The sequence below is a fragment of the Pseudomonas sp. P4_B4 genome, from assembly GCF_056402255.1.
Genome location: NZ_JBFUHS010000038.1, coordinates 1 through 21,039, shown reverse-complemented (window position 1 = coordinate 21,039; position 21,039 = coordinate 1). Strand labels below are relative to the sequence as shown.

At 58.2% G+C, this 21,039-nt stretch carries 21 protein-coding genes; 11 read left to right on the top strand and 10 right to left on the bottom strand.

Annotated features, from left to right (window positions below; translation table 11 throughout):
- Positions 1-35 precede the first annotated feature (35 nt).
- The 4 genes from AC1DVE_RS27100 to AC1DVE_RS27085 all read right to left on the bottom strand — a co-directional run bounded on the left by AC1DVE_RS27100 (position 36) and on the right by AC1DVE_RS27085 (position 3,039).
- The gene (locus tag AC1DVE_RS27100) at positions 36-926 is read right to left on the bottom strand and encodes a pseudouridine synthase (protein ID WP_223456915.1); all 891 of its coding nucleotides are present in this window, start codon (positions 924-926) and stop codon (positions 36-38) included.
- Between the two features lie 72 nt (positions 927-998).
- On the bottom strand, positions 999-1,316 hold the full coding sequence (locus tag AC1DVE_RS27095) for a hypothetical protein (RefSeq protein WP_008020364.1): 318 nt from the start codon (positions 1,314-1,316) through the stop codon (positions 999-1,001).
- 172 nt (positions 1,317-1,488) lie between these two features.
- Positions 1,489-1,725: a glutaredoxin family protein gene (locus tag AC1DVE_RS27090; protein ID WP_223456917.1), complete on the bottom strand. Its 237-nt coding sequence runs from the start codon at positions 1,723-1,725 to the stop codon at positions 1,489-1,491.
- Between the two features lie 105 nt (positions 1,726-1,830).
- Positions 1,831-3,039: an ammonium transporter gene (locus AC1DVE_RS27085; protein WP_477784342.1), complete on the bottom strand. Its 1,209-nt coding sequence runs from the start codon at positions 3,037-3,039 to the stop codon at positions 1,831-1,833.
- A 329-nt stretch (positions 3,040-3,368) separates the two neighbouring features.
- Between AC1DVE_RS27085 and AC1DVE_RS27080 the strand changes: the two genes are divergently transcribed.
- From AC1DVE_RS27080 to AC1DVE_RS27050, 7 genes are all read left to right on the top strand, one after another.
- On the top strand, positions 3,369-3,683 hold the full coding sequence (locus AC1DVE_RS27080) for an ElaB/YgaM/YqjD family protein (RefSeq protein ID WP_223456297.1): 315 nt from the start codon (positions 3,369-3,371) through the stop codon (positions 3,681-3,683).
- Between the two features lies 1 nt (position 3,684).
- A complete protein-coding gene (locus AC1DVE_RS27075; protein ID WP_223533578.1) occupies positions 3,685-4,074 on the top strand; it encodes a phage holin family protein in 390 nt (129 codons plus the stop codon).
- The gene (locus AC1DVE_RS27070; protein WP_095944931.1) at positions 4,071-4,415 is read left to right on the top strand and encodes a hypothetical protein; all 345 of its coding nucleotides are present in this window, start codon (positions 4,071-4,073) and stop codon (positions 4,413-4,415) included. Before AC1DVE_RS27075 ends, AC1DVE_RS27070 begins: the two co-directional genes overlap by 4 nt.
- Before the next feature lie 215 nt (positions 4,416-4,630).
- Positions 4,631-5,959 (top strand): deoxyguanosinetriphosphate triphosphohydrolase, encoded by a 1,329-nt coding sequence (locus tag AC1DVE_RS27065; protein ID WP_223456295.1) that lies wholly within the window; start codon positions 4,631-4,633, stop codon positions 5,957-5,959.
- 178 nt (positions 5,960-6,137) lie between these two features.
- Positions 6,138-6,545, top strand: a complete 408-nt coding sequence (locus AC1DVE_RS27060) for a response regulator (RefSeq protein WP_223456294.1) — start codon at positions 6,138-6,140, stop codon at positions 6,543-6,545.
- A 230-nt stretch (positions 6,546-6,775) separates the two neighbouring features.
- Complete coding sequence (locus AC1DVE_RS27055; RefSeq protein ID WP_008002663.1) at positions 6,776-7,402, top strand: response regulator transcription factor; 627 nt, start codon at positions 6,776-6,778, stop codon at positions 7,400-7,402.
- A gap of 8 nt (positions 7,403-7,410) precedes the next feature.
- Complete coding sequence (locus AC1DVE_RS27050; protein ID WP_223533579.1) at positions 7,411-11,052, top strand: transporter substrate-binding domain-containing protein; 3,642 nt, start codon at positions 7,411-7,413, stop codon at positions 11,050-11,052.
- 192 nt (positions 11,053-11,244) lie between these two features.
- On the opposite strand, the gene AC1DVE_RS27045 is transcribed toward AC1DVE_RS27050, so the two are convergent.
- Both AC1DVE_RS27045 and AC1DVE_RS27040 read right to left on the bottom strand, forming a co-directional pair.
- Entirely contained in the window at positions 11,245-11,727 is a 483-nt protein-coding gene (locus tag AC1DVE_RS27045) for a GAF domain-containing protein (protein WP_008002666.1), read from the bottom strand.
- Entirely contained in the window at positions 11,724-12,614 is an 891-nt protein-coding gene (locus AC1DVE_RS27040; protein WP_223456292.1) for an ATP-binding protein, read from the bottom strand. The genes AC1DVE_RS27045 and AC1DVE_RS27040 overlap by 4 nt, the downstream gene beginning before the upstream one ends.
- A gap of 123 nt (positions 12,615-12,737) precedes the next feature.
- Here AC1DVE_RS27040 and AC1DVE_RS27035 point away from each other — a divergent pair, with 123 nt between their 5' ends.
- A complete protein-coding gene (locus tag AC1DVE_RS27035; RefSeq protein ID WP_223456291.1) occupies positions 12,738-15,098 on the top strand; it encodes a hybrid sensor histidine kinase/response regulator in 2,361 nt (786 codons plus the stop codon).
- Here AC1DVE_RS27035 and AC1DVE_RS27030 read toward each other — a convergent pair.
- The 3 genes from AC1DVE_RS27030 to msrB form a co-directional block, all read right to left on the bottom strand.
- Complete coding sequence (locus tag AC1DVE_RS27030; protein WP_046043405.1) at positions 15,082-15,543, bottom strand: MarR family winged helix-turn-helix transcriptional regulator; 462 nt, start codon at positions 15,541-15,543, stop codon at positions 15,082-15,084. The genes AC1DVE_RS27035 and AC1DVE_RS27030 overlap by 17 nt on opposite strands.
- Positions 15,540-16,025, bottom strand: a complete 486-nt coding sequence (locus AC1DVE_RS27025) for a glutathione peroxidase (RefSeq protein WP_056727098.1) — start codon at positions 16,023-16,025, stop codon at positions 15,540-15,542. Before AC1DVE_RS27025 ends, AC1DVE_RS27030 begins: the two co-directional genes overlap by 4 nt.
- Positions 16,026-16,127: 102 nt before the next feature.
- Positions 16,128-16,523 (bottom strand): peptide-methionine (R)-S-oxide reductase MsrB, encoded by a 396-nt coding sequence (msrB, locus tag AC1DVE_RS27020; RefSeq protein ID WP_223456290.1) that lies wholly within the window; start codon positions 16,521-16,523, stop codon positions 16,128-16,130.
- A gap of 226 nt (positions 16,524-16,749) precedes the next feature.
- Here msrB and AC1DVE_RS27015 point away from each other — a divergent pair, with 226 nt between their 5' ends.
- Both AC1DVE_RS27015 and htpX read left to right on the top strand, forming a co-directional pair.
- The gene (locus tag AC1DVE_RS27015; protein WP_007973513.1) at positions 16,750-17,961 is read left to right on the top strand and encodes a pyridoxal phosphate-dependent aminotransferase; all 1,212 of its coding nucleotides are present in this window, start codon (positions 16,750-16,752) and stop codon (positions 17,959-17,961) included.
- 315 nt (positions 17,962-18,276) lie between these two features.
- On the top strand, positions 18,277-19,167 hold the full coding sequence (gene htpX / locus AC1DVE_RS27010) for a protease HtpX (protein ID WP_007973520.1): 891 nt from the start codon (positions 18,277-18,279) through the stop codon (positions 19,165-19,167).
- A gap of 129 nt (positions 19,168-19,296) precedes the next feature.
- On the opposite strand, the gene AC1DVE_RS27005 is transcribed toward htpX, so the two are convergent.
- Entirely contained in the window at positions 19,297-19,953 is a 657-nt protein-coding gene (locus AC1DVE_RS27005; protein ID WP_223456289.1) for a thiopurine S-methyltransferase, read from the bottom strand.
- Positions 19,954-20,055: 102 nt separating this feature from the next.
- Between AC1DVE_RS27005 and AC1DVE_RS27000 the strand changes: the two genes are divergently transcribed.
- Positions 20,056-20,823 (top strand): DODA-type extradiol aromatic ring-opening family dioxygenase, encoded by a 768-nt coding sequence (locus tag AC1DVE_RS27000; protein ID WP_223533581.1) that lies wholly within the window; start codon positions 20,056-20,058, stop codon positions 20,821-20,823.
- Positions 20,824-21,039: the final 216 nt, after the last annotated feature.

The window sequence follows — 21,039 nt, the reverse complement described above, 5'->3', positions numbered from 1 at the left end:
TGCCTGAAGAAAAGCACTTCAGGGTCGCTTCTTGATCACCATTTCAGGGTGATTTCACTCTCGAACTCTCGCGCCTGGCCTGTGACCGGATCGATAAATTTCAGACCCTGAGCCAGCAGTTTCAAAGGATTGGCGTAGTCATCCTGTGCATCCTTGAGCACCTCGGGGTAAAACGGGTCGTTGCAGATAGCGGCACCCAACGCTGCCATATGTACCCGCAGCTGATGTTTCTTGCCCGTCACCGGGTAAAGGCCATAACGCCAGAGATCCCCCCGTTTCTCCCTGACTTCGACCGCAGTCTCCGTGTTGCTGGCTCCCGAGCCCTCCTGCATGCGAAAGAACGGTTCGCCATCGACCAGTCGGCTTTTATGCACCAACGGGAAAGCCAGGTCAGGCAACGGCGCCGCGATGGCCTCGTAGCGCTTTTCGATCTGCCGGGTTGGAAACAACGACTGATAAGCCGAACGACTCTGCGGATTGGCGGAAAACAGCACCAACCCTGCGGTATGCCGGTCGATACGATGCAATGGCACCAGGTGCGGATTGTCCAGGCGACGGATCAAGCGCCTGAGCAGCGTCTGTTCGACGTATTCGCCAGCCGGCGTCACGGGCAGGAAATGCGGTTTGTCGGCCACCACCAGATGCTCGTCCGCGTACAGGATCGACTCGATCACCGGGATCGGCTTTTCATCCGGCACTTCGCGAAAATAATGAATCCGCAAACCTTCCCTGTAGGCCAGATCGAGGGCAATCGGCATGCCCTGCCCATCGAGGACCCGGCCACGGGCTATTCTGTCCAGCCATTGTTCACGACTGATGGCGCTGAAATGCTCACACAGGCAATCGACAACGGTCTGCCACGGGCCAGGTGGCAAGTAGAGCGTACTGGCCTGACTGTGTGCCGCGGAAAAAGATGAAGTGGACATACGAAAGCTCTAACCCTCAGTGCAGGGCGGCATTATCCAACAGCAGGGGGGAAGGAACCTAGAGAAGATTCCTCAAGCCGGGATCTGTGTGCGCGCCGCCGCTTCGGTGTACTCCTTGAGCCAGCGCAGTACATCGACCGCCTCCCAGCGAGCGGGGTCGTAGAGGGCGTACAACAATCCCTGATAACCCACGACATCGAGTTGCCGGTGATAACCCGCGCGTTGAAACAAGGCTTCGATTTCTGCGAAACAGGTATTGAAATGCGTTTTGTTGAAGGGCGTTTTCCCCTCGGTCACCAGACCATCCAGACGCAACTCAAGGACAGCCTCGCGCACGACGTCTGCAGACATCCGGTTCACGCTGTTCTTCAACTGTTCGACATTGACCACGATTCATCCCTCTGACGCCCGGGCTTGCCTGCTCACTCCCGAAAATCAGGAACGGCAAGGCAGGCACCGCGAATAACTGTATACGCATACAGTATCCGATCAACACCGAATAAGCCAAGGGGATCAATCGCAAAGTTCGACAGGCGGGACATACCGCCAGCGCAAGAGCCACTCAACGCAGGAACGCCACCACCTGATCGGTACTGAACGGCCAGCCCAGTTCAGCACCGGTATCGACTCGTCGCAACACCGGAATACGCAGGCTGTAGGCTGCGTACCATGTTTCATCCTCAGTGATGTCCACCAGTTCCACCAGCAGGCCGCGCTCGACGAACTCCATCAACATGGCTTCGGCTACTTCACAGAGATGGCATCCAGGGGTGCCGAACAGCTGACATTCGGGAAGCATGAGCGCTCAACCAGAAAATTAAGTGACCATTCTAGGCCTGCCCCAAAAAACCGTCGAGCCATTGAGTCCCCTGCCCTGATGCCACCGACGATAAAGAGACCCTTGTCAGTCCTGACTCACGGCACCGATCTTGTGGATCGACAGGTCCGCGCCGTAATACTCCTCTTCCTGACTCAGGCGCAATCCATGCAGCGCCTTGATCACGCCATACACCGCAAATCCGCCGGTCAGTGCCACAGTGATGCCCAGCGCAGTGCCGATCAACTGGCTGATCAGACTGACCCCGCCCAGCCCGCCCAAAGCGCTCTGGCCGAAAATGCCGCAGGCGATGCCGCCCCACACGCCGCACAAGCCATGCAGCGGCCACACACCCAACACATCGTCGATGCGCCATTTGCCTTGGGCCGCGGTAAAGCACCAGACAAACAGCGCCCCCGCGACGGCACCGGTGACCAGCGCCCCCACAGGATGCATCAGGTCGGAACCGGCACAGATTGCCACGAGCCCCGCCAACGGGCCGTTATGCAGAAAGCCGGGGTCATTGCGCCCGACTATCAGTGCCGCCACCGTACCGCCAACCATAGCCATCAACGAGTTCACCGCCACCAGTCCGCTGACACCTTGCAGGGTTTGCGCGCTCATGACGTTGAAGCCGAACCAGCCGACGATCAGGATCCACGAGCCCAACGCCAGAAACGGGATGCTCGATGGCGCGAACGCGACCAGCCGACCGTCGCGATAGCGGCCATTACGCGGCCCGAGCAACAGCACCGCCGCCAGTGCCAGCCAACCGCCCATGGCATGCACCACCACTGAGCCTGCGAAATCATGGAAACCGGCGCCGAAGCGCTCCAGCAACCAGGCTTGCAAACCCAGGTTGCCGTTCCAGACAATGCCTTCGAAGAACGGATAGATGAACGCGACGATCAACGCGGTTGCACACAGCTGGGGAACAAACCGGGCACGCTCGGCGATCCCTCCGGAAATGATCGCCGGGATCGCCGCGGCAAAGGTCAGCAGGAAGAAAAACTTCACCAGTCCATAGCCATGGTCGGCATTGAGCACGGCCGCGGGCTGCATGAACGTCACGCCATAAGAAATCCAATAGCCTATAAAGAAGTAGGCCAGTGTCGAAACAGCGAAGTCGCTGAGGATTTTCGACAAGGCATTGACCTGGTTTTTCTGTCGCACGGTTCCGACTTCAAGAAAGGCGAAACCGGCGTGCATGGCCAGAACCATGACCGCACCGATCAGAATGAACAGCGTGTTGGAGCTATGGACCAGGGTGTCCACAGCGCTTTGCAGATTTTCCATGGAATGGGCAGACCTTATGGCAGAAAAAAAGCACCAAAGCAGTTCGCGATGACTGCCCATGCACCAAGTTGCAGCTTCAACGCATCAGCGCACTGATCTCGTTGAACCACTTTGGCGCACGGACGCCGCCCAGGAAAAACGCGCCCCGGACGTTTACGCGAGTTTTTGATTGTTGGTCCTACGGTTTTACTGAAATCATGCCCGGCAATAGCGCAATGGTGCGGACCGGCGCACCACGACCCAGCAAAAGTTGTACCAGTCATTTGTACTGAACCTTCGCCGAAGGCTCATACTCGAACGCATCAGAAAGCCACTTATGGAGATCACCCATGGCCCGCACCCAGGCAAAGACTGCTCAAGAAATCCTGATGAACGACTTTCAGACACTGGTCAGTGACACCGAACGCTTGCTGGAGCACACCGCGAACCTGGCCGGCGATCAGGCCGACGAATTACGCGAGCAGATTCACGACAGTCTCTTGCGTGCCCGTGAAACCCTGAAACTGACCGAAGACTCCCTGCGCGAACACGGCAAGGCTGCTGTCACCGCCACGGAAGACTATGTCCAGGCCAACCCTTGGCAATCCGTCGGGATCGCGGCCGGAGTGGGCTTCCTGATCGGCCTGCTGGCCAGCCGGCGCTGATATGGCGATCGGTGAATCTGGCCCGTCTGTAACGGGAGCAAGCTCCTCATCGCGGCGCCTGGGTGCTGCCTTCCTTGGGTTGCTGCACAGCCATGTCGAACTGTTCGGCATCGAATTGCAGGAACAAAAAGCCCGCACCGTCAGCCTGTTGCTGTTTGCCGGCCTGGCCCTGGTGTTTGCGTTGCTGCTGTTGGTGGGTTTGTCGACGCTGGTGCTTATCCTGTTCTGGGACACGTATCGCCTGACCGCCATCATCGGGCTCTGTGTGTTCTACTCCCTCGCCGCCATATTCTGTGGAATGCGCTTGAGAGCGGCGATTTTCGATGAGTCCTCGCCCTTCCATGGCACCCTGGAAGAGCTGGCCAACGATCGGGAGCGCCTGCTGCCATGAGCCTGCCTGAACTGCCACACAACAGCTCGCGCGCGGAAATGCGCAAGGCCCTGATCCGCCTGCGCATGGAAATGCATCGTCAGGAAATCCGCCACGAATCCGCGCAACTGCTGCAACCTTTGCAACGGGTGCGCGGGATGACGCAAAACCTGCAGGACGGCTTCGGCATCAAACACGCGCCACTCTGGGGCGTGGCCGCTGTCACCTTGCTGGGCTTTCTGACCGGCAAGGGTGCGAAGAACGGTGGTGGCCTCAGCAGCCTGACCCGGCTGATCCGCCTCGGCACCACACTGGGGCCGCTGATCAAACTGATCATGCAGGGCTCCTCACGCAAAGACTGATCAGCTTTTTCTGGCTGTATTCTTGTCATGTCGACGGGATGCCCCCCTCTATCGAGGGGGGCAATCCTGTGCGCCTACCCGGTCAACAGGCACCCTCCAAAAAAAATCTTGCAAGGAGGCCTCGATATCGACGCCGCCAGGTTGTAGTTCCGCTTGCAGGTCATGGCGCGAACCGGGAAGCTAGGCCATCAGTCACCTGACGGAGAGACCCCGCCTTGGATTGGCACACCCTGCTTACCCGCGAACGCCTTGGAAAACCTCTGCACAGCCCTGAAGAGCTCGGCCGCAGCCCTTTTCACAAAGACCACGACCGCATCATTTTCTCGGGGGCTTTCCGTCGCCTCGGGCGCAAGACCCAGGTCCATCCGGTGTCCAGCAATGATCACATTCATACGCGCCTGACCCACTCACTGGAAGTCAGCTGCGTGGGTCGCTCACTGGGCATGCGGGTCGGCGAAACCATCCGCAGCGCCCTGCCCGACTGGTGCGAACCCGGCGACCTGGGGATGGTGGTGCAATCGGCTTGCCTGGCACACGACATCGGCAACCCGCCTTTCGGCCATTCTGGTGAAGACGCGATCCGTCACTGGTTCCAGCAAGCCGCCGGCCGTGGCTGGCTGGATGCAATGAGTGAAGCCGAGCGCAATGACTTCCTGAATTTCGAAGGCAATGCCCAAGGCTTTCGGGTTCTCACTCAACTGGAGTATCACCAGTTCGACGGCGGCACCCGACTGACCTATGCAACGCTGGGCACGTACCTGAAGTATCCATGGACGGCCAGGCACGCCGACTCGCTGGGATACAAGAAACACAAGTTCGGGTGTTATCAGAGCGAGCTGCCGCTGCTGGAGCAGATCGCCCATAAACTCGGCCTGCCGCAACTGGAGGAGCAACGCTGGGCGCGGCATCCGCTGGTGTACCTGATGGAGGCCGCCGACGACATCTGCTATGCGCTGATCGACCTGGAAGACGGCCTGGAAATGGAGTTGCTGGAATACGCCGAAGTCGAGTCCCTGCTGCTGGGACTGGTGGGCGATGACTTGCCGGAGACCTACCGCCAGCTCGGTCCCGGCGATTCACGTCGACGCAAACTGGCGATCCTGCGCGGCAAAGCCATCGAGCACTTGACCAATGCCGCGGCCCGCGCCTTCGTCGAGCAACAAGAGGCGCTGTTGGCCGGTACACTGCCCGGCGATCTGGTGGAACACATGCACGGTCCCGCCAAGCGTTGCGTGCTGAATGCCAAGGACATGGCTCGCAAGAAAATCTTCCAGGACAAGCGCAAGACCCTGCACGAGATCGGCGCCTACACCACGTTGGAAATCCTGCTCAATGCCTTTTGCGGTGCAGCACTGGAGCAGCACAACGGTCGGACCCCGTCATTCAAGAGCCGCCGCATCCTTGACCTGCTGGGTAACAATGCACCCGATCCACACGGCCCATTGCACACTTCGTTTTTGCGCATGATTGATTTCATCGCCGGCATGACCGACAGCTATGCCAGTGACATGGCCTTGGAAATGACCGGCCGCGCCAGCCACTGAGGTGTATCGATTGATCAGCCATTACGGCATTCGTTATGGCTGATCCCCCCTTCAACTTCCAACAGCACTCAAGTTTCGTCGAATCGCCCTACAGCACATGGCGAGCAAACTGATCGCTTGCCCGGTACTCTCGCGAAACAATCGCCCTCCCTTCTGTTCGACAGATGAAGTGCTCCCCATGGCCGAAGACGATCTACGCATCCTCGTGGTGGAAGACCACCCCTTCCAACTAATAGCCACTCAATACCTGCTGGAAAGTTATGGCTTCACCCGACTGACTACCACCGACAGCGCCAAAAGCGCCATGCAGCAAATGCTCGGGGCCGATCAACCGTTCGACATCCTTTTATGCGATCAATGCCTGCCCGATCTGACGGGACTCGATCTGGTCCGGTTCGCCAGCCAGAGAGGGCTGATCAGGCAGGCGATCATTCTGAGTAGCCTGACGACCTCTGAACTGGATGAACTTGAAAAAACGGCCATTGAACACGCGCTGCCATTATTGGGTTACTTGATAAAACCATTGAAACAATTTGAATTTAGAGGCTTATTGACCTCGGCATCACTATCGAAAAAACACATATAAAATCCGACAAACACACAGCGAAAAACTTACAAGAAACTTCCTTTTAAAGTGCACCAAAGCATTAGGCTTTTTCAGCTTTCCTAATAAGAAACCTAGTTAACACGTAGTCCCATTCTTTTTTACTTGTAGGATTTCTCCTATATTGCCGCTACAGCTCGGTCAGTTCATGCGTCCCTTCAAGTATCTGAGCTATGGTGCGCGCTTTATTTGAGCTCGCATGGGACTTGATTATGAACTCCGTTTTTATTGTCGATGATCACCCGGTTATCCGCCTTGCCGTTCGAATGTTACTGGAACATGAAGGTTACAAAGTCGTCGGCGAAACTGACAATGGGGTCGACGCCATGCAGATGGTTCGCGAATGCATGCCGGACCTTGTCATTCTCGACATCAGCATTCCAAAACTGGATGGCCTGGAAGTGCTATCACGATTCAACGCAATGAGTACCCCCCTTAAAACGCTGGTACTGACAGCACAATGCCCGACACTTTTCGGTATTCGTTGCATGCAATCCGGTGCATCGGGCTATGTCTGCAAACAAGAGGACATCAGTGAACTGGTCAGCGCCATAAAAGCGGTATTTGCAGGTTACAACTATTTCCCGAGCGAGGCTTTGAACCCCGTCCGCGGAGATGAAACACGCTGTATCGAACTGGAACTGTTCAAATCGGTAAACGACCGGGAGCTGATGGTCTTGCAACTTTTTGCCCAAGGTCGCACAAACAAGGAAATTGCCAAGGGCATGTTTCTGAGCAACAAAACCGTGAGCACCTACAAAAAGCGCCTCATGCAGAAACTCAAAGCCAAATCCCTGGTTGAACTGATCGAGATGGCAAAACGTAACGCGCTAGTGTGAGAACCTCGATGCCCAGCCGTTTGAAGGTCTATCTGATTCAAGTGACCGCAGGTCTATGCGTGAGCACCTCGTTGTTCGGGGCACTGGGCAATGAACACTACACGCTGCTCAGCCGCTCTAACGCCGGGTCACTGGAGGTTCGGCTGGATGAATCCCAGCGACAATGGCTAAAAAATAAAAATCAACTAAGGCTCGGTACGTCGGCCCCGGACTATCCCCCTTTCGACCTGACCACCAGTGGTCAGGACTATGAAGGGTTTACCGCCGATTACGCTGGTCTCCTGGGAAAAGTAACCGGTTTGCCCGTCACGGTTCAGCGTTTCGATTCCCGAGGGGCCGCGATCGCTGCGCTGAAGAACGGCGAAGTCGATCTGCTTGGCACCGCCAATGGATTCGAAGCTGACAATACCGACATTGCACTGTCCATACCCTATGCCGTCGACCAACCCGTATTGGTGACCCGCGAAGGGGAAACCCGATCCCTCACCAATGGCTTGGCCGGATTGCGCCTGAGCATGGTGTATCACTACTTGCCGCTGGCGGAAGTCAGGGCGTTGTACCCGAAGGCGATCATCACGTCCTATCCGTCCTACCAGAATGCGATCAATGCCGTTGCTTTCGATCAGGCGGACGTTTTTCTCGGTGACACCATTTCAACTCACTACATGATCAACAAGGGGTACTTGAACAACATCCGCATGGCCAACTTCGGCAAACATGAAGCCTATGGTTTCAGCTTCGCCGTTAACAGGAACAACCCCGAACTGCTCGGCATCATCAACGCGATGATCACGGCCATCCCTTCCAGTGAACGAGAAAACATCGCCAAACGCTGGAGCGCCGGTAGCGACATTCTGCTGACCGATCAAAAGCTGCAACTCACTGACCGGGAAGAACGCTGGCTGGCACACCACCCGATTGTGCGCGTCGTCGTCAACGAAGCCTTTGCGCCACTGACGTTTTTCGATAGCAATGGCAACTTTCGCGGGGTCACCGCGGATTTGCTTGAGCTGATCAGGCTGCGCACCGGCTTGCGCTTTGACATCCGGCGCAGTCGAAGCGATGACGAAATGATCAAACAGATCAAGGACAACAAGGCCGATGTGATCGCCGCGTTGCTTCCCAGCGCCCAACGTCAAACCCAACTGAACTTTACCCGCCCCTTTCTGGAAAATTCCTACGTCCTGCTGACCCGCAAAGCCGCCGACAGCCCGACCAACCTCGCGCAGTTACAGGACAAGCGTCTGGCCATTGCCCGCGGCAATCCACTCATGGACTACCTGCGCAAAGAGTTTCCCCGGATCAAGTTGATCGAAACCCCGGACACATTCAGCGCCGTAGAGTCACTCGCCGAAGGCCAGGCCGAGGGCGCGGTGAACTCACTGGTCATTGCCAATTACTTCATTTCCTCGCGGCTGTTCGAGCACACATTGCAAATCAGCACCACCATCGGCACCGAGCAGGCGGCGTTTTCCCTTGCCACCGCTCGGGGCGCCAAAGAGCTGAATGCGATTCTCGACAAAGCGTTATTGAGCATCTCGCCGGAGGAACTGGGCATCATCAACAGTCGCTGGCGCGGCTATTCGGCGTCCTCGCAAAGTACCTGGCGCAACTATCAAAGGCTGTTCTACCAAATTGTCATCGGTGCAGGCGTGCTATTGCTGATTTCCATTGCGTGGAACGACTACATGCGACGCCAGATCAAGCAGCGCAAGGCCGCCGAGCGTGCGTTGAACGATCAGTTCGAGTTCATGCGATCGCTGGTCAATGGCACGCCCCATCCGATCTACGTACGTGATCGCCAGGGGCTGCTGCAAAGTTGCAACGACAGTTACCTGCAAGCGTTCTGCGCCAGGCGTGAAGATGTCATTGGCAAAAGCGTCATGCAGGGATCGATGAGCAATGTGTTCGAAGCCCGGGAGTACCAGGCTGACTACCAGCGTGTGGTGGCCGAGGGCAGACCGTTGATTGTCGATCGCGAGCTGCACATTGGTGGCCGGCGGCTGACGATCTATCACTGGATTCTTCCCTATCGGGATTCCAGCGCAAAAGTGCAAGGCATTATCGGTGGCTGGATCGACATCAGCGAACGGCGGCAACTGCTCGATGATCTGCGTTGCGCGAAAGAGCGCGCCGATAACGCCAATCGGGCCAAAAGCACGTTTCTGGCCACGATGAGCCATGAGATCCGCACACCGATGAATGCAATCATTGGCATGCTTGAACTGGCACTCAAGCGTCTTGATCATCAGCACCCGGAGCGTCCGGCCATCGATGTCGCGTACAACTCGGCGAAAGGCTTGCTGGAACTGATCGGCGATATTCTCGACATTGCCAGAATCGAATCAGGACGCTTGAGCCTGAGCCCGGAGCGCGTTAATCCGGGTGAACTTGTGGCCTCGGTCGTGCGGATTTTCGAAGGCCTGGCCCGACAGAAAGAACTCGAGCTGGTGCTGGAGTTTTCATCGGCCAACCCGACCTTCGATGTGTTGCTGGACCCATTGCGCTTCAAGCAAGTGCTGTCCAATCTGGTCAGCAATGCCATCAAGTTTACCGAGCAAGGCCAGGTCCGGGTCATTGTCGACCTGCACCCGGCAACGCAACCTGAGCGCGTACAAATGCGGGTGCAGGTTCACGACAGTGGTATCGGGATCAGCGAACAGGATCAACAACGCCTGTTCGAACCCTTCGCTCAGGCCGACAACGCCATACAATCGGCCAGGGGGGGCGCAGGGCTGGGACTGGTGATCAGCCACAACCTCTGCGAGATGATGGGCGGCAGTCTGCAATTGCGCAGCGAGCCGGGCGTCGGCACTCAGGTGGAGGTGTTGCTGCAGCTGGAAACGTTGCCGCTGCAACAGTCAGCCCAGGTGGCGGAGGCGCAAATCGTCGTCGCCACAACCCCATTGAATGTTCTGGTAGTCGATGATCACTCGGCCAATCGTTTGCTCACGTGCCAGCAACTGGAGTTTCTTGGACATCGATTTACCGTCGCGGCCGATGGGCAGGAGGGATTTCAGGCATGGAAAGACCAACCGTTTGATCTGGTGATCGCAGATTGCAACATGCCGGTCATGAACGGTTACGAGCTGGCCCGTGCCATTCGCCAGCATGAACGACAAAACCATCGTCCTCCCTGCACCGTTTTCGGCTTTACCGCCAACGCCCAACCGGAAGAAATACAACGCTGCAAACAGGCCGGAATGGACGACTGCCTGTTCAAACCCCTCAGCCTCGGTGCCTTGAGTCAATGGGTGGAAGGCATTGAACCCACCCATGCAACCCCGGCGTTCAGCCTGCACGGGTTGAAACTGATGACCGGAGGCAACCCGATGTTGAACCGGCGATTGCTCAACGAGTTGGTGAGTAGCAACCGCCAGGATCTGCAAACACTGTTGCCACTATCCAGCTCCGGGGATAAGCAGGCGTTGCAGGACATTGCCCACAAAATCAAGGGCGCAGCCCGGATAGTGCAGGCCTCCCGCTTGATCGACTGCTGCGAGGCGCTCGAAGCAGCCTGCCATGAGGATTTCGATCGCGAAAAAGTAGCTGGATGCTGCAATTCCATGGAGCGCGCCATGCTTGAGCTGGAGGGCGCGTTACTACGTCAGATCGAGCATTACGACGAAGGCAAAGTGAAAGAGCCTTAACTATGCTCGGACCCTCGGTAGTGTGTTGACCGTCATGGAGAAACCCGCAAGCGCGATGTCTGGATCAGCTACTGGCAGGCCATTGCCCTGGGCGGTAACGTGTCTAGTCCTGAAATAGGTTTACACCTGTTTCACCCTAACGCCCGATGCACCACATCGGGCTTGCTGGCCAAGGCCAGCCTGGCGTCTTGATCAGCAGTCAGTCAGGCGCAGGAAAATCGCCGCCAGCTGTTCGATTCCGGCCTGGTCCTGCGCAGTGAAGCGGGCGAGCTTCGGACTGTCGAGGTCGAGCACTCCGATCAATCGGCCGTCCTTGACCAGCGGCACCACCAGTTCGCTGTTCGAGGCGCTGTCACAGGCAATGTGACCAGGGAACGCATGCACATCTTCGACTAGCTGGGTCTGCAAGGTGGCTGCCGCCGTCCCGCATACGCCACGGCCGAACGGAATTCGCACGCAAGCGATCTGCCCCTGAAACGGGCCCAGCACCAGCTCTTCATTACGGTTGAGGTAGAAACCGGCCCAATTCAAGTCATCGAGCTGATTGAACAGAAACGCTGAGAACTGCGCGGCATTGGCGATAAAATCCCGCTCGTCCGCCAACAAGGACTCAAGCTGCGCGTGCAGCATGCCGTAGCCTTCGAGGCCCTGGCCGCTTTTTTGTAAATCGATCATGCCTTGTGCTCCAACAGCTTCAGCCCGACCCAATAACGGGCAAATTGATAGGCGCAACGTCCATTGCGATTGCCTCGGCCGGTGGCCCAGCGTACCGCCAGAATGTCCAGTTCTTCGTTGCGCTGCCACGCCAGTCCGGCCTTGCCGGCCAACTGGCCGATCCAGTGCTCGACGACGTTGAGGAAATGTTCCTGGGTAAACGGATAGAATGACAGCCACAGGCCGAAGCGGTCCGACAGCGCGATCTTGTCTTCAACCGCCTCGCTCGGATGCAGTTCGCCGTCGACCCGTTTCCAGTTTTCGTTGTCACTTTCCATTTCCGGCACCAGGTGGCGACGGTTGGAAGTGGCGTACAGCAAAACGTTGTCCGGCGCCTGTTCCAGCGAGCCATCAAGGACGCTTTTGAGCACTCGGTAATCACCCTCGCCCGACTCGAACGAGAGGTCGTCGCAAAACAGCACGAAACGCTGGGGCAGTTTGCCGATCTGTTCGACCACTCGCGGCAGGTCTGCCAGGTGATCACGCTCAATCTCGATCAGGCGTAAACCGGCTTGAGCGTGCTCGGCCAACAAGGCGCGCACCAGCGATGACTTGCCGGTGCCGCGCGAGCCCCAGAGCAAGGCGTGGTTGGCCGGCATGCCGTCGAGGAACTGCCGGGTATTGCGCCCAAGCTGCTCGACTTGCCGGTCGACGCCGATCAGGTCCGATAAACGCATGTCGAGGCTGACCTCCAGCGGCATCAGATAACCGCCGCGCGACTCACGCTGCCAGCGCGCGGCCAGGCATTGCGTCCAGTCGATGGCTGGCCGCGGTGCCGGCAGCAACGGCTCGATGCGGGCCAGAACGGCATCGGCGCGTTCAAGAAAAGCATTCAATCGGGAATCCACGACTTCTCCTCGGGCACGTTCACAGTAATGATGGTGATACAGCGACGAAACACAGCGTCAGACAAGCGGCTGCCCCCGCAGTACAGGCCTCGCGAGAACATCAGTAGGCAGGCATGATCGGCTATGCTTGAGCAGCGAAAGGAAACAGAAGTGGTTCACCCCCCCATGGATATCAAATTCACCAACCGGCTGTCATTCAAGCAAGCCCGGCTTACCGTGCTGGTCGGTTTCATTCTGGGCACGCTGCTCAGCCTGCTGCAAATAGGCATCGATTATGCCAGTGAAGACGCCTCCATCAATCGTGAAATCCTTTCATTACTGGAAATCAGCCACAATCCGGCCTCGCGAATCGCCTACAACATCGACGCCGAACTCGCCAAGGAACTGACCCAGGGCCTGCTGCGCTCGCCAGCGATCATTGGCGCGAAACTGACCGACAACAACGGCATTGTGCTGGCCAACGTCAAGCGACCCGGTGTGGAAAACGGTTACCGGATGCTCAGTGACTTCCTGTTCGGCGCCAATCGACAGTTCGAAGACCGACTTTACCTGGATCATTTACCCAACGAATCCCTGGGTACGCTGCGGCTTAACGTCGACACTTACGCCTTCGGCGACCGGTTCCTGCGCCGGGCCGAAGTGACCCTGCTCAATGGGTTCGCCCGCAGCCTGCTGCTGTCCGGCATCCTGCTGGCACTGTTCTATGTGATGCTGACCAAACCCCTGGTGCGGGTCATCCGTGAACTCAGCGGTCGCGACCCGAGCAGCACCGAGCCGACCTCACTGGAGTGTCCCACCGGGCACGCCAACGATGAGATCGGAGTGCTGGTCAAGGTTGCCAACCAGCAATTCAAGAACATCACCACCGAAATCCAGCAGCGGCGCAACGCGGAAAACCGCCTGACCGAGTACCTCGGCCAACTGGAAAACATCGTCTCGGCCCGCACTGCCGAACTCAAGGCGATCAATGCCCGACTGAGCCAATCCAACGAGGAACTGGAAGCCGCCCGCAGTACCGCCCTCGACATGGCCGAAGCCCGCTCGGTGTTCCTGGCCAACATGAGCCATGAAATCCGCACCCCCCTCAATGGCTTGCTCGGGATGATCGCGTTGTCCCTCGACGGGCCGCTGAATGCCGAACAACAGCAGCAACTGTCGATCGCCCATGACTCGGGCAAAGTGCTGGTGGAACTGCTCAACGATATTCTCGACTTGTCGAAGTTCGATGCCGGCCAACTCGAACTCGAACACATCCCCTTCGACCTCGGTTCGCTGATCGAAGACACCGCCAACCTGTTGTCGCAGAACGCCGCCCCCAGCGTCGAACTGACCTGCCTGATCGATCCGCATTTCCCGGCACTGGTGCTCGGTGACCCGACCCGGGTGCGGCAGATCGTCAGTAATCTGCTGTCCAACGCCCTCAAATTCACCCGTTTCGGGCGGGTCGACGTGCGCCTGTCGACGTTCGGCGACGGCGTCAGAATCGAAGTGTGCGACACCGGCATCGGCATCCCACAGGATGCCCAGGTCAAAATCTTGCAGCCCTTCACCCAGGCCGGTGTCGGTATTACCCGCCAGTTTGGCGGCACCGGGCTGGGCCTGGCCCTGACCTACAACCTTTGCGAGGCCATGCAAGGGCGCCTGACGATCAGCTCCGAGCCGGGTTTTGGCAGCCAGTTCTGCGCGGATTTGCCATTGCCCAGCCATACCCGTGCAACTGCTGTTTCGCTCAAGGGCAAAGTCATTGCCATCACGGCCGCCAGCAGCGGGCTGGGCGAACTGCTCAACAGTCTGTTGCCTGGCTGGGGGCTGGACTATGAACGGCGCTCCATGGATGACCCACTGCTTGGCCTGGCAGCCGACGTGCTCATCACCGACTGCCCTGAATGCCTGTTCATTTTGCGCCCCACCCTCAGCGCGCCGATCCTGCTGATCACCGCTTATGGCAATTTCATGCCCAGCGAAGAGGCCAACGCCCTCGCCCCCTTGCAACAACAGGCCCGCCCTTTGGCCCGCAATACGCTGCTTCAGACGTTGCGGCGAATCCTGCAACCGCAAACCCACCCGATCAACGAGGCCCGACTCGACACGCAATGCCCGCAACGCCGCGGGCGCGTGCTGCTGGTGGAAGATAATCCGGTCAACCAGTTGGTGGCCAAGGGCATGCTCGGCAAACTCGGCTGCGAGGTCACCACCGCGGCTCATGGTGGAGAGGCCCTGGATCAACTCGAGCAACGGGATTTCGACCTGGTGCTGATGGACTGCAACATGCCGGTGATGGACGGCTATGAAGCCAGCCGGCAAATCCGCCGTAGCGGACGCTGGCCCCAACTGCCCGTCGTCGCCCTGACGGCCAACGCCATGTCGGAGGAGCGCGAACGCTGTCGTGCCGCGGGCATGAGCGACTACCTGGCCAAACCTTTCCGGCGCGAAGAACTGGCCGCCCTGCTGGACTTATGGATCCCCGTTACGACAGTGCCTTGATCTGTCCCAACAGATGATCGAGGCCATCGCGCAAGTCGTTGAGACGATTCAGATCGACCCCGCTGTCGCACAACAGGCGCGCCTTGAGGGGCCCGACCTGATCGCGCAAGGCCGTGCCGGCTGGCGACAGGCTCAGGTGCACTTCACGCTCATCGCGCGCTGAACGCTGACGTTGCACCAGTTGCAGTTGTTCGAGGCGCTTGAGCAAGGGTGTCAGCGTGCCGGAATCCAGGGCCAAACGCTCGCCCAATGCCTTGACGGTCGGTTGCTCCGGGGCCGCTTCCTGCCACTCCCACAACACCAGCATCGCCAGGTACTGAGGGTAAGTCAGGCCCAACTGATCGAGCATTGGCTTGTAGGCGCGAATCACCGCCCGGGAAGCCGCGTACAGCTTGAAACACAGCTGGCTGTCGAGCTTCAGGGAATCGACTGACAAGGTGTTCATTTGAGCAGGGCTTCGATCTCGCGGGTCAGGTCCTGCGGCTTGGTCGCCGGGGCGAAGCGCTTGACCAGTTGCCCGTCCTTGCCAATCAGGAACTTGGTGAAATTCCACTTGATGCCCTGGGAACCCAGCACCCCCGGTGCGCGCTTTTTCAATTGCACGAACAACGGATGGGCGTCGGCACCATTGACGTCGATCTTTTTGAACAGCGGGAAGCTGACACCGAAGTTCAGCTCGCAGAATTCGGAGATCGCCCCTTCGTTGCCCGGTTCTTGCTTGCCGAACTGGTTGCAGGGAAAACCGAGCACCACCAGGCCCTGGTCCTTGTAGGTCTGCCACAGCTCTTCCAGGCCTTTGTACTGCGGAGTGAAACCGCATTTGCTGGCCGTGTTGACCACCAGCACGGCTTTGCCGGCGAAATCCGCCAGGGTCTTTTGCTCACCCTTGATGGTGGTGCAAGGGATGCTCAGCAGGTTGTCGCTCATGTTTGAGGTTCCAAGTGAATGGCAGAGATAACAAAATAGCGAGCAATTGAATTGTGTGCAATTTAAATATCGGGAAAGCGATCATCGGATCGCTTCGGGGACTTACTCGCGCGGTACCAGGTCCAGGCACACCGAATTGATGCAATAACGCAGGCCCGTCGGCGGCGGACCATCAGGGAATACATGCCCCAGATGCGCGTCGCATTTGGCGCAGACCACTTCGGTGCGGATCATGCCGTGGCTGGCATCACGGATTTCGGTCATGGCGCTGTCGCCGATCGGCGCATAGAAACTCGGCCAGCCGCAGCCGGAATCGAACTTGGTCCTGGAGTCGAACAGCGGCTCGTTACAGCAGATGCAGTGGTAGACACCGTCGGTCTTGGTGGCGTTGTATTTGCCGGAAAACGGACGTTCGGTGCCTTTGAGGCGGCACACGTTGTACTGCTCTGGATCGAGCATCGCCTTCCATTCTTCCAGGGTTTTTTCCAACTTTTCCATGATCACACCTCAGCGGCTGAAAAAGCCCGATCTGTACCTTTTCCACGGATCGGGCGGCACGTATGATTGCGCCTCGTCAAACGCCAGTCTGGCAGCCAGACCACGCGCATTCAAACGGAAATATGGGTGCTGCATCTCAAGGCGTCAGGCCTGTGTGAATACGCAGGATTCCCAGCACGGTTGCCCAAACGCCGTCTGGATCGTTCATTTTCGGGAACACATCGCCATGCAGGTCAGCAAATCGAACAAGCTCGCCAACGTCTGCTACGACATTCGCGGCCCGGTGCTCAAGCACGCCAAACGCCTGGAAGAGGAAGGCCATCGCATCCTCAAGCTGAACATCGGCAACCCGGCGCCTTTTGGGTTCGAAGCACCGGATGAAATCCTCCAGGACGTGATCCGCAACCTGCCGACCGCCCAGGGCTATAGCGACTCCAAGGGTCTGTTCAGTGCGCGCAAGGCCGTGATGCAGTATTACCAGCAAAAGCAGGTAGAAGGCGTCGGCATTGAAGACATCTACCTGGGCAACGGCGTTTCCGAACTGATCGTGATGTCGATGCAGGCCCTGCTCAACAATGGCGACGAAGTACTGGTGCCGGCGCCGGACTATCCGCTGTGGACCGCTGCCGTGAGCCTGTCCGGCGGCAATCCGGTGCATTACCTGTGCGACGAGCAAGCCAACTGGTGGCCGGACCTGGCCGACATCAAGGCCAAGATCACCCCGAACACCAAGGCCCTGGTGATCATCAACCCGAACAACCCGACCGGCGCGGTGTATTCGAAGGAAGTGCTGCTGGGCATGCTGGAACTCGCCCGCCAGCACAATCTGGTGGTGTTCTCCGACGAGATCTACGACAAGATCCTCTACGACGACGCCGTGCACATCTGCACCGCCTCCCTGGCGCCGGACCTGCTGTGCCTGACTTTCAACGGTCTGTCCAAGTCCTATCGCGTCGCCGGTTTCCGTTCCGGCTGGATCGCCATTTCCGGCCCGAAACACCACGCCCAGAGCTACATCGAAGGCATCGACATGCTGGCGAACATGCGCCTGTGCGCCAACGTGCCGAGCCAGCATGCGATCCAGACCGCCCTGGGTGGCTATCAGAGCATCAATGACCTGGTGCTGCCGCAGGGCCGCTTGCTGGAGCAACGCAACCGCACCTGGGAGTTGCTCAACGACATTCCGGGCGTGAGCTGCGTCAAGCCGATGGGGGCACTGTATGCATTCCCGCGGATCGACCCCAAGGTCTGTCCGATCCATAACGACGAAAAGTTCGTTCTCGACCTGCTGCTCTCCGAAAAGCTGCTGGTGGTTCAAGGCACCGCGTTCAACTGGCCATGGCCAGACCACTTCCGCGTCGTGACCCTGCCCCGTGTCGATGACCTGGAGATGGCCATCGGACGCATCGGCGGCTTCCTCAAGTCCTACCGCCAGTAAGCGATCCGTCACCGTGCGACGTTCTCGAACGTCGCGCGATGATTCATCCCGCAACATTTGTTTGCAATGCGCCACTGGCCGTCGCTTTGTCGCTACCAGACAGCGTCTTGCCTGCTCGCGCCTAACAAAGGCGGGGCCTTCGACATGAATTGACTGACAAACTCTTCCCGCATACTCGTCGGAAATGCCCTGCAAGCAGCTAGACTGTTGCCGTAGGACACAGTTTGAAATAGTCACCCAGTTGAATACCCCGGTGCAGCACCTTATATACCCCGCAGTACGCTACATCTTTAGCATGAGGAGATTTCTACAACCATGATGCGCATCCTGCTGTTCTTGGCCACTAACCTGGCGGTCGTGCTGATTGCCAGCATCACCCTGAGCCTTTTCGGCTTCAACGGGTTCATGGCGGCCAATGGGGTTGACCTCAACCTCAATCAGCTGCTGATCTTCTGTGCGGTCTTTGGTTTCGCCGGTTCGCTGTTCTCGCTGTTCATCTCCAAGTGGATGGCGAAGATGAGCACCAGCACCCAGATCATCACCCAGCCACGCACCCGTCACGAGCAATGGCTGCTGCAAACCGTCGAGCAACTGTCCCGCGAAGCCGGGATCAAGATGCCCGAAGTCGGTATCTTCCCGGCCTACGAGGCGAATGCTTTCGCCACCGGCTGGAACAAGAACGACGCTTTGGTCGCGGTCAGCCAAGGGTTGCTCGAGCGCTTCTCGCCGGATGAAGTGAAAGCCGTCCTGGCCCACGAAATCGGCCACGTAGCCAATGGCGACATGGTTACCCTGGCGCTGATCCAGGGCGTGGTGAACACCTTCGTGATGTTCTTCGCACGAATCATCGGCAATTTCGTCGACAAGGTGATCTTCAAGAACGAAGAAGGCCAGGGCATTGCCTACTACGTAGCGACCATCTTCGCCGAACTGGTTCTGGGCATCCTGGCCAGCGCCATCGTCATGTGGTTCTCGCGCAAGCGCGAGTTCCGTGCCGACGAAGCTGGCGCAAACCTGGCCGGCACCGCCGCGATGATTGGCGCCCTGCAACGCCTGCGGGCAGAACAAGGGCTGCCGGTGCACATGCCTGACACCCTGAACGCCTTCGGTATCAACGGTGGCATCAAGCAAGGGTTTGCCCGCATGTTCATGAGCCACCCGCCGCTGGAAGAGCGTATCGATGCTCTGGCTCGTCGCCGGGGCTAATACACTCCACAGCAAAGCAAAAGGCCCGCAGCGATGCGGGCCTTTTTTGTCTGCTGGAATGTTTCGGTGTTTTTTAGGGCCTCTTCGCGGGCAGCTTGCTCGCGAAGGGGCCAGTGCAGCTAACCGTTCCTACCGACTGGAAACCAGATACACCCGCTCCTCCAGCCGCGTGACACCCGCCTCCAGAAACTTCCCGCTCTCGCTCAACACATCCTGATCTTCCAGGATCTTCAGCGCCCATGAATCCCCGAACAACCGCCGCACCTCATCATCGAGTACAGCAAACGGCGGGCCGGGCATTTGTGCCTGGTCATAGTCCAGGGTAATTACCAGGCCATGGGACTCCCTCGGCAGTATCCGCTTCAAATGGGCGGCGTAGCGCTCTCGCATTTCCGCCGGCAGCGCGATCAACGCCGCGCGATCATAAAGTGCAGAACAATCAGCCACATCGCCTGCCGTCAGCTCGAAGAAATCGCCGCACCACAGTTCAATGGAACCTGCCCGATAAACCTTGAACGGCCCCTGCTCGCTGACGGCCGGATCAAAGCCATGTTCGCTGAAAAACTCCTCGACGGCTTTTTCCGACAGTTCGACCCCCAAGACCTCATGGCCTTGATGGGCGAGCCATAGCAAATCCAGGCTTTTTCCACATAACGGCACCAACACGCGTGCGCCTTCTTCAAGGATTAACGCTGGCCAGAACCGCTTCAGATGAGGGTTCACCTGCGGCAGGTGAAAGCCGATCTGGTTCGCCGCCCATTTCTTGTGCCAAAACTCAGGCTGCATAATTAACCCCGAAAATTCGATCAAAACACCCTAAAACTTATATTAGATTTAGATTAATGATCTGACTGAAGATGTTGCATCTTAACTCTCAGGAGCTCATTCATGTTCCCCAGCCTGTACATATCCCACGGCTCCCCCATGCTCGCCCTGGAACCCGGTGCCAGCGGGCCGGCACTCGCCCGCCTGGCCGCCGAGATACCGAAGCCAAAAGCCATCGTGATTGTGTCTGCGCACTGGGAAAGCAATGAGCTGTTGGTCAGCGGCAATCCACAACCGGAAACCTGGCATGACTTCGGTGGTTTTCCCAAAGCCCTGTTCGAAGTCCAGTACCCGGCTCCCGGCGACCCACGACTCGCCGCAGAGGTTGTCGAGTTATTGAAAACCGCTGGCTTTCCAGCACGTATCGACAGCAATCGGCCTTTCGACCATGGCGTCTGGGTGCCTTTATCGCTGATGTACCCACAAGCAGACATCCCGATTGTCCAGGTTTCGCTGCCCACCCGTGGCGGTCCCGCCCTGCAGACCCGTGTTGGCCACGCGCTGGCCAGCCTGCGCGACCATGGCGTCCTGCTGATCGGCTCCGGCAGCATAACCCACAACCTGCGGGAACTGGACTGGCATGCCGGCCCCGAGAGCGTTGAGCCCTGGGCCCAGGCATTTCGCGACTGGATGATCGAGAAACTCGCAGCGAATGACGAAGCCGCGCTGCACGACTATCGCGCGCAGGCGCCAAACGCTGTACGCAATCATCCGAGTGATGAGCACTTGTTGCCGTTGTATTTTGCCCGCGCTGCCGGGGGGCAGTTCAGCGTTGCTCACCAAGGGTTCACCATGGGTGCGCTGGGCATGGACATTTACCGCTTCGGTTAACCCAAGGACCGAGTCGCCCCCATCGCGAGCAGGCTCGCTTGTATGCTAGGACTTGAAGGGAGGAGGAGGGACAAGGCTCGATTCTGACTGTTAGCGCAGTACAGATCCGTGGGAGATTTCGCCCCTCCTCCTTTCACCCAAGCGCCGATAAAGAATGCATCTGGCTAGACCGACGATAGGAACAAGCCTGCGCCTCTGGGTGAGCCCTTCAAGAAG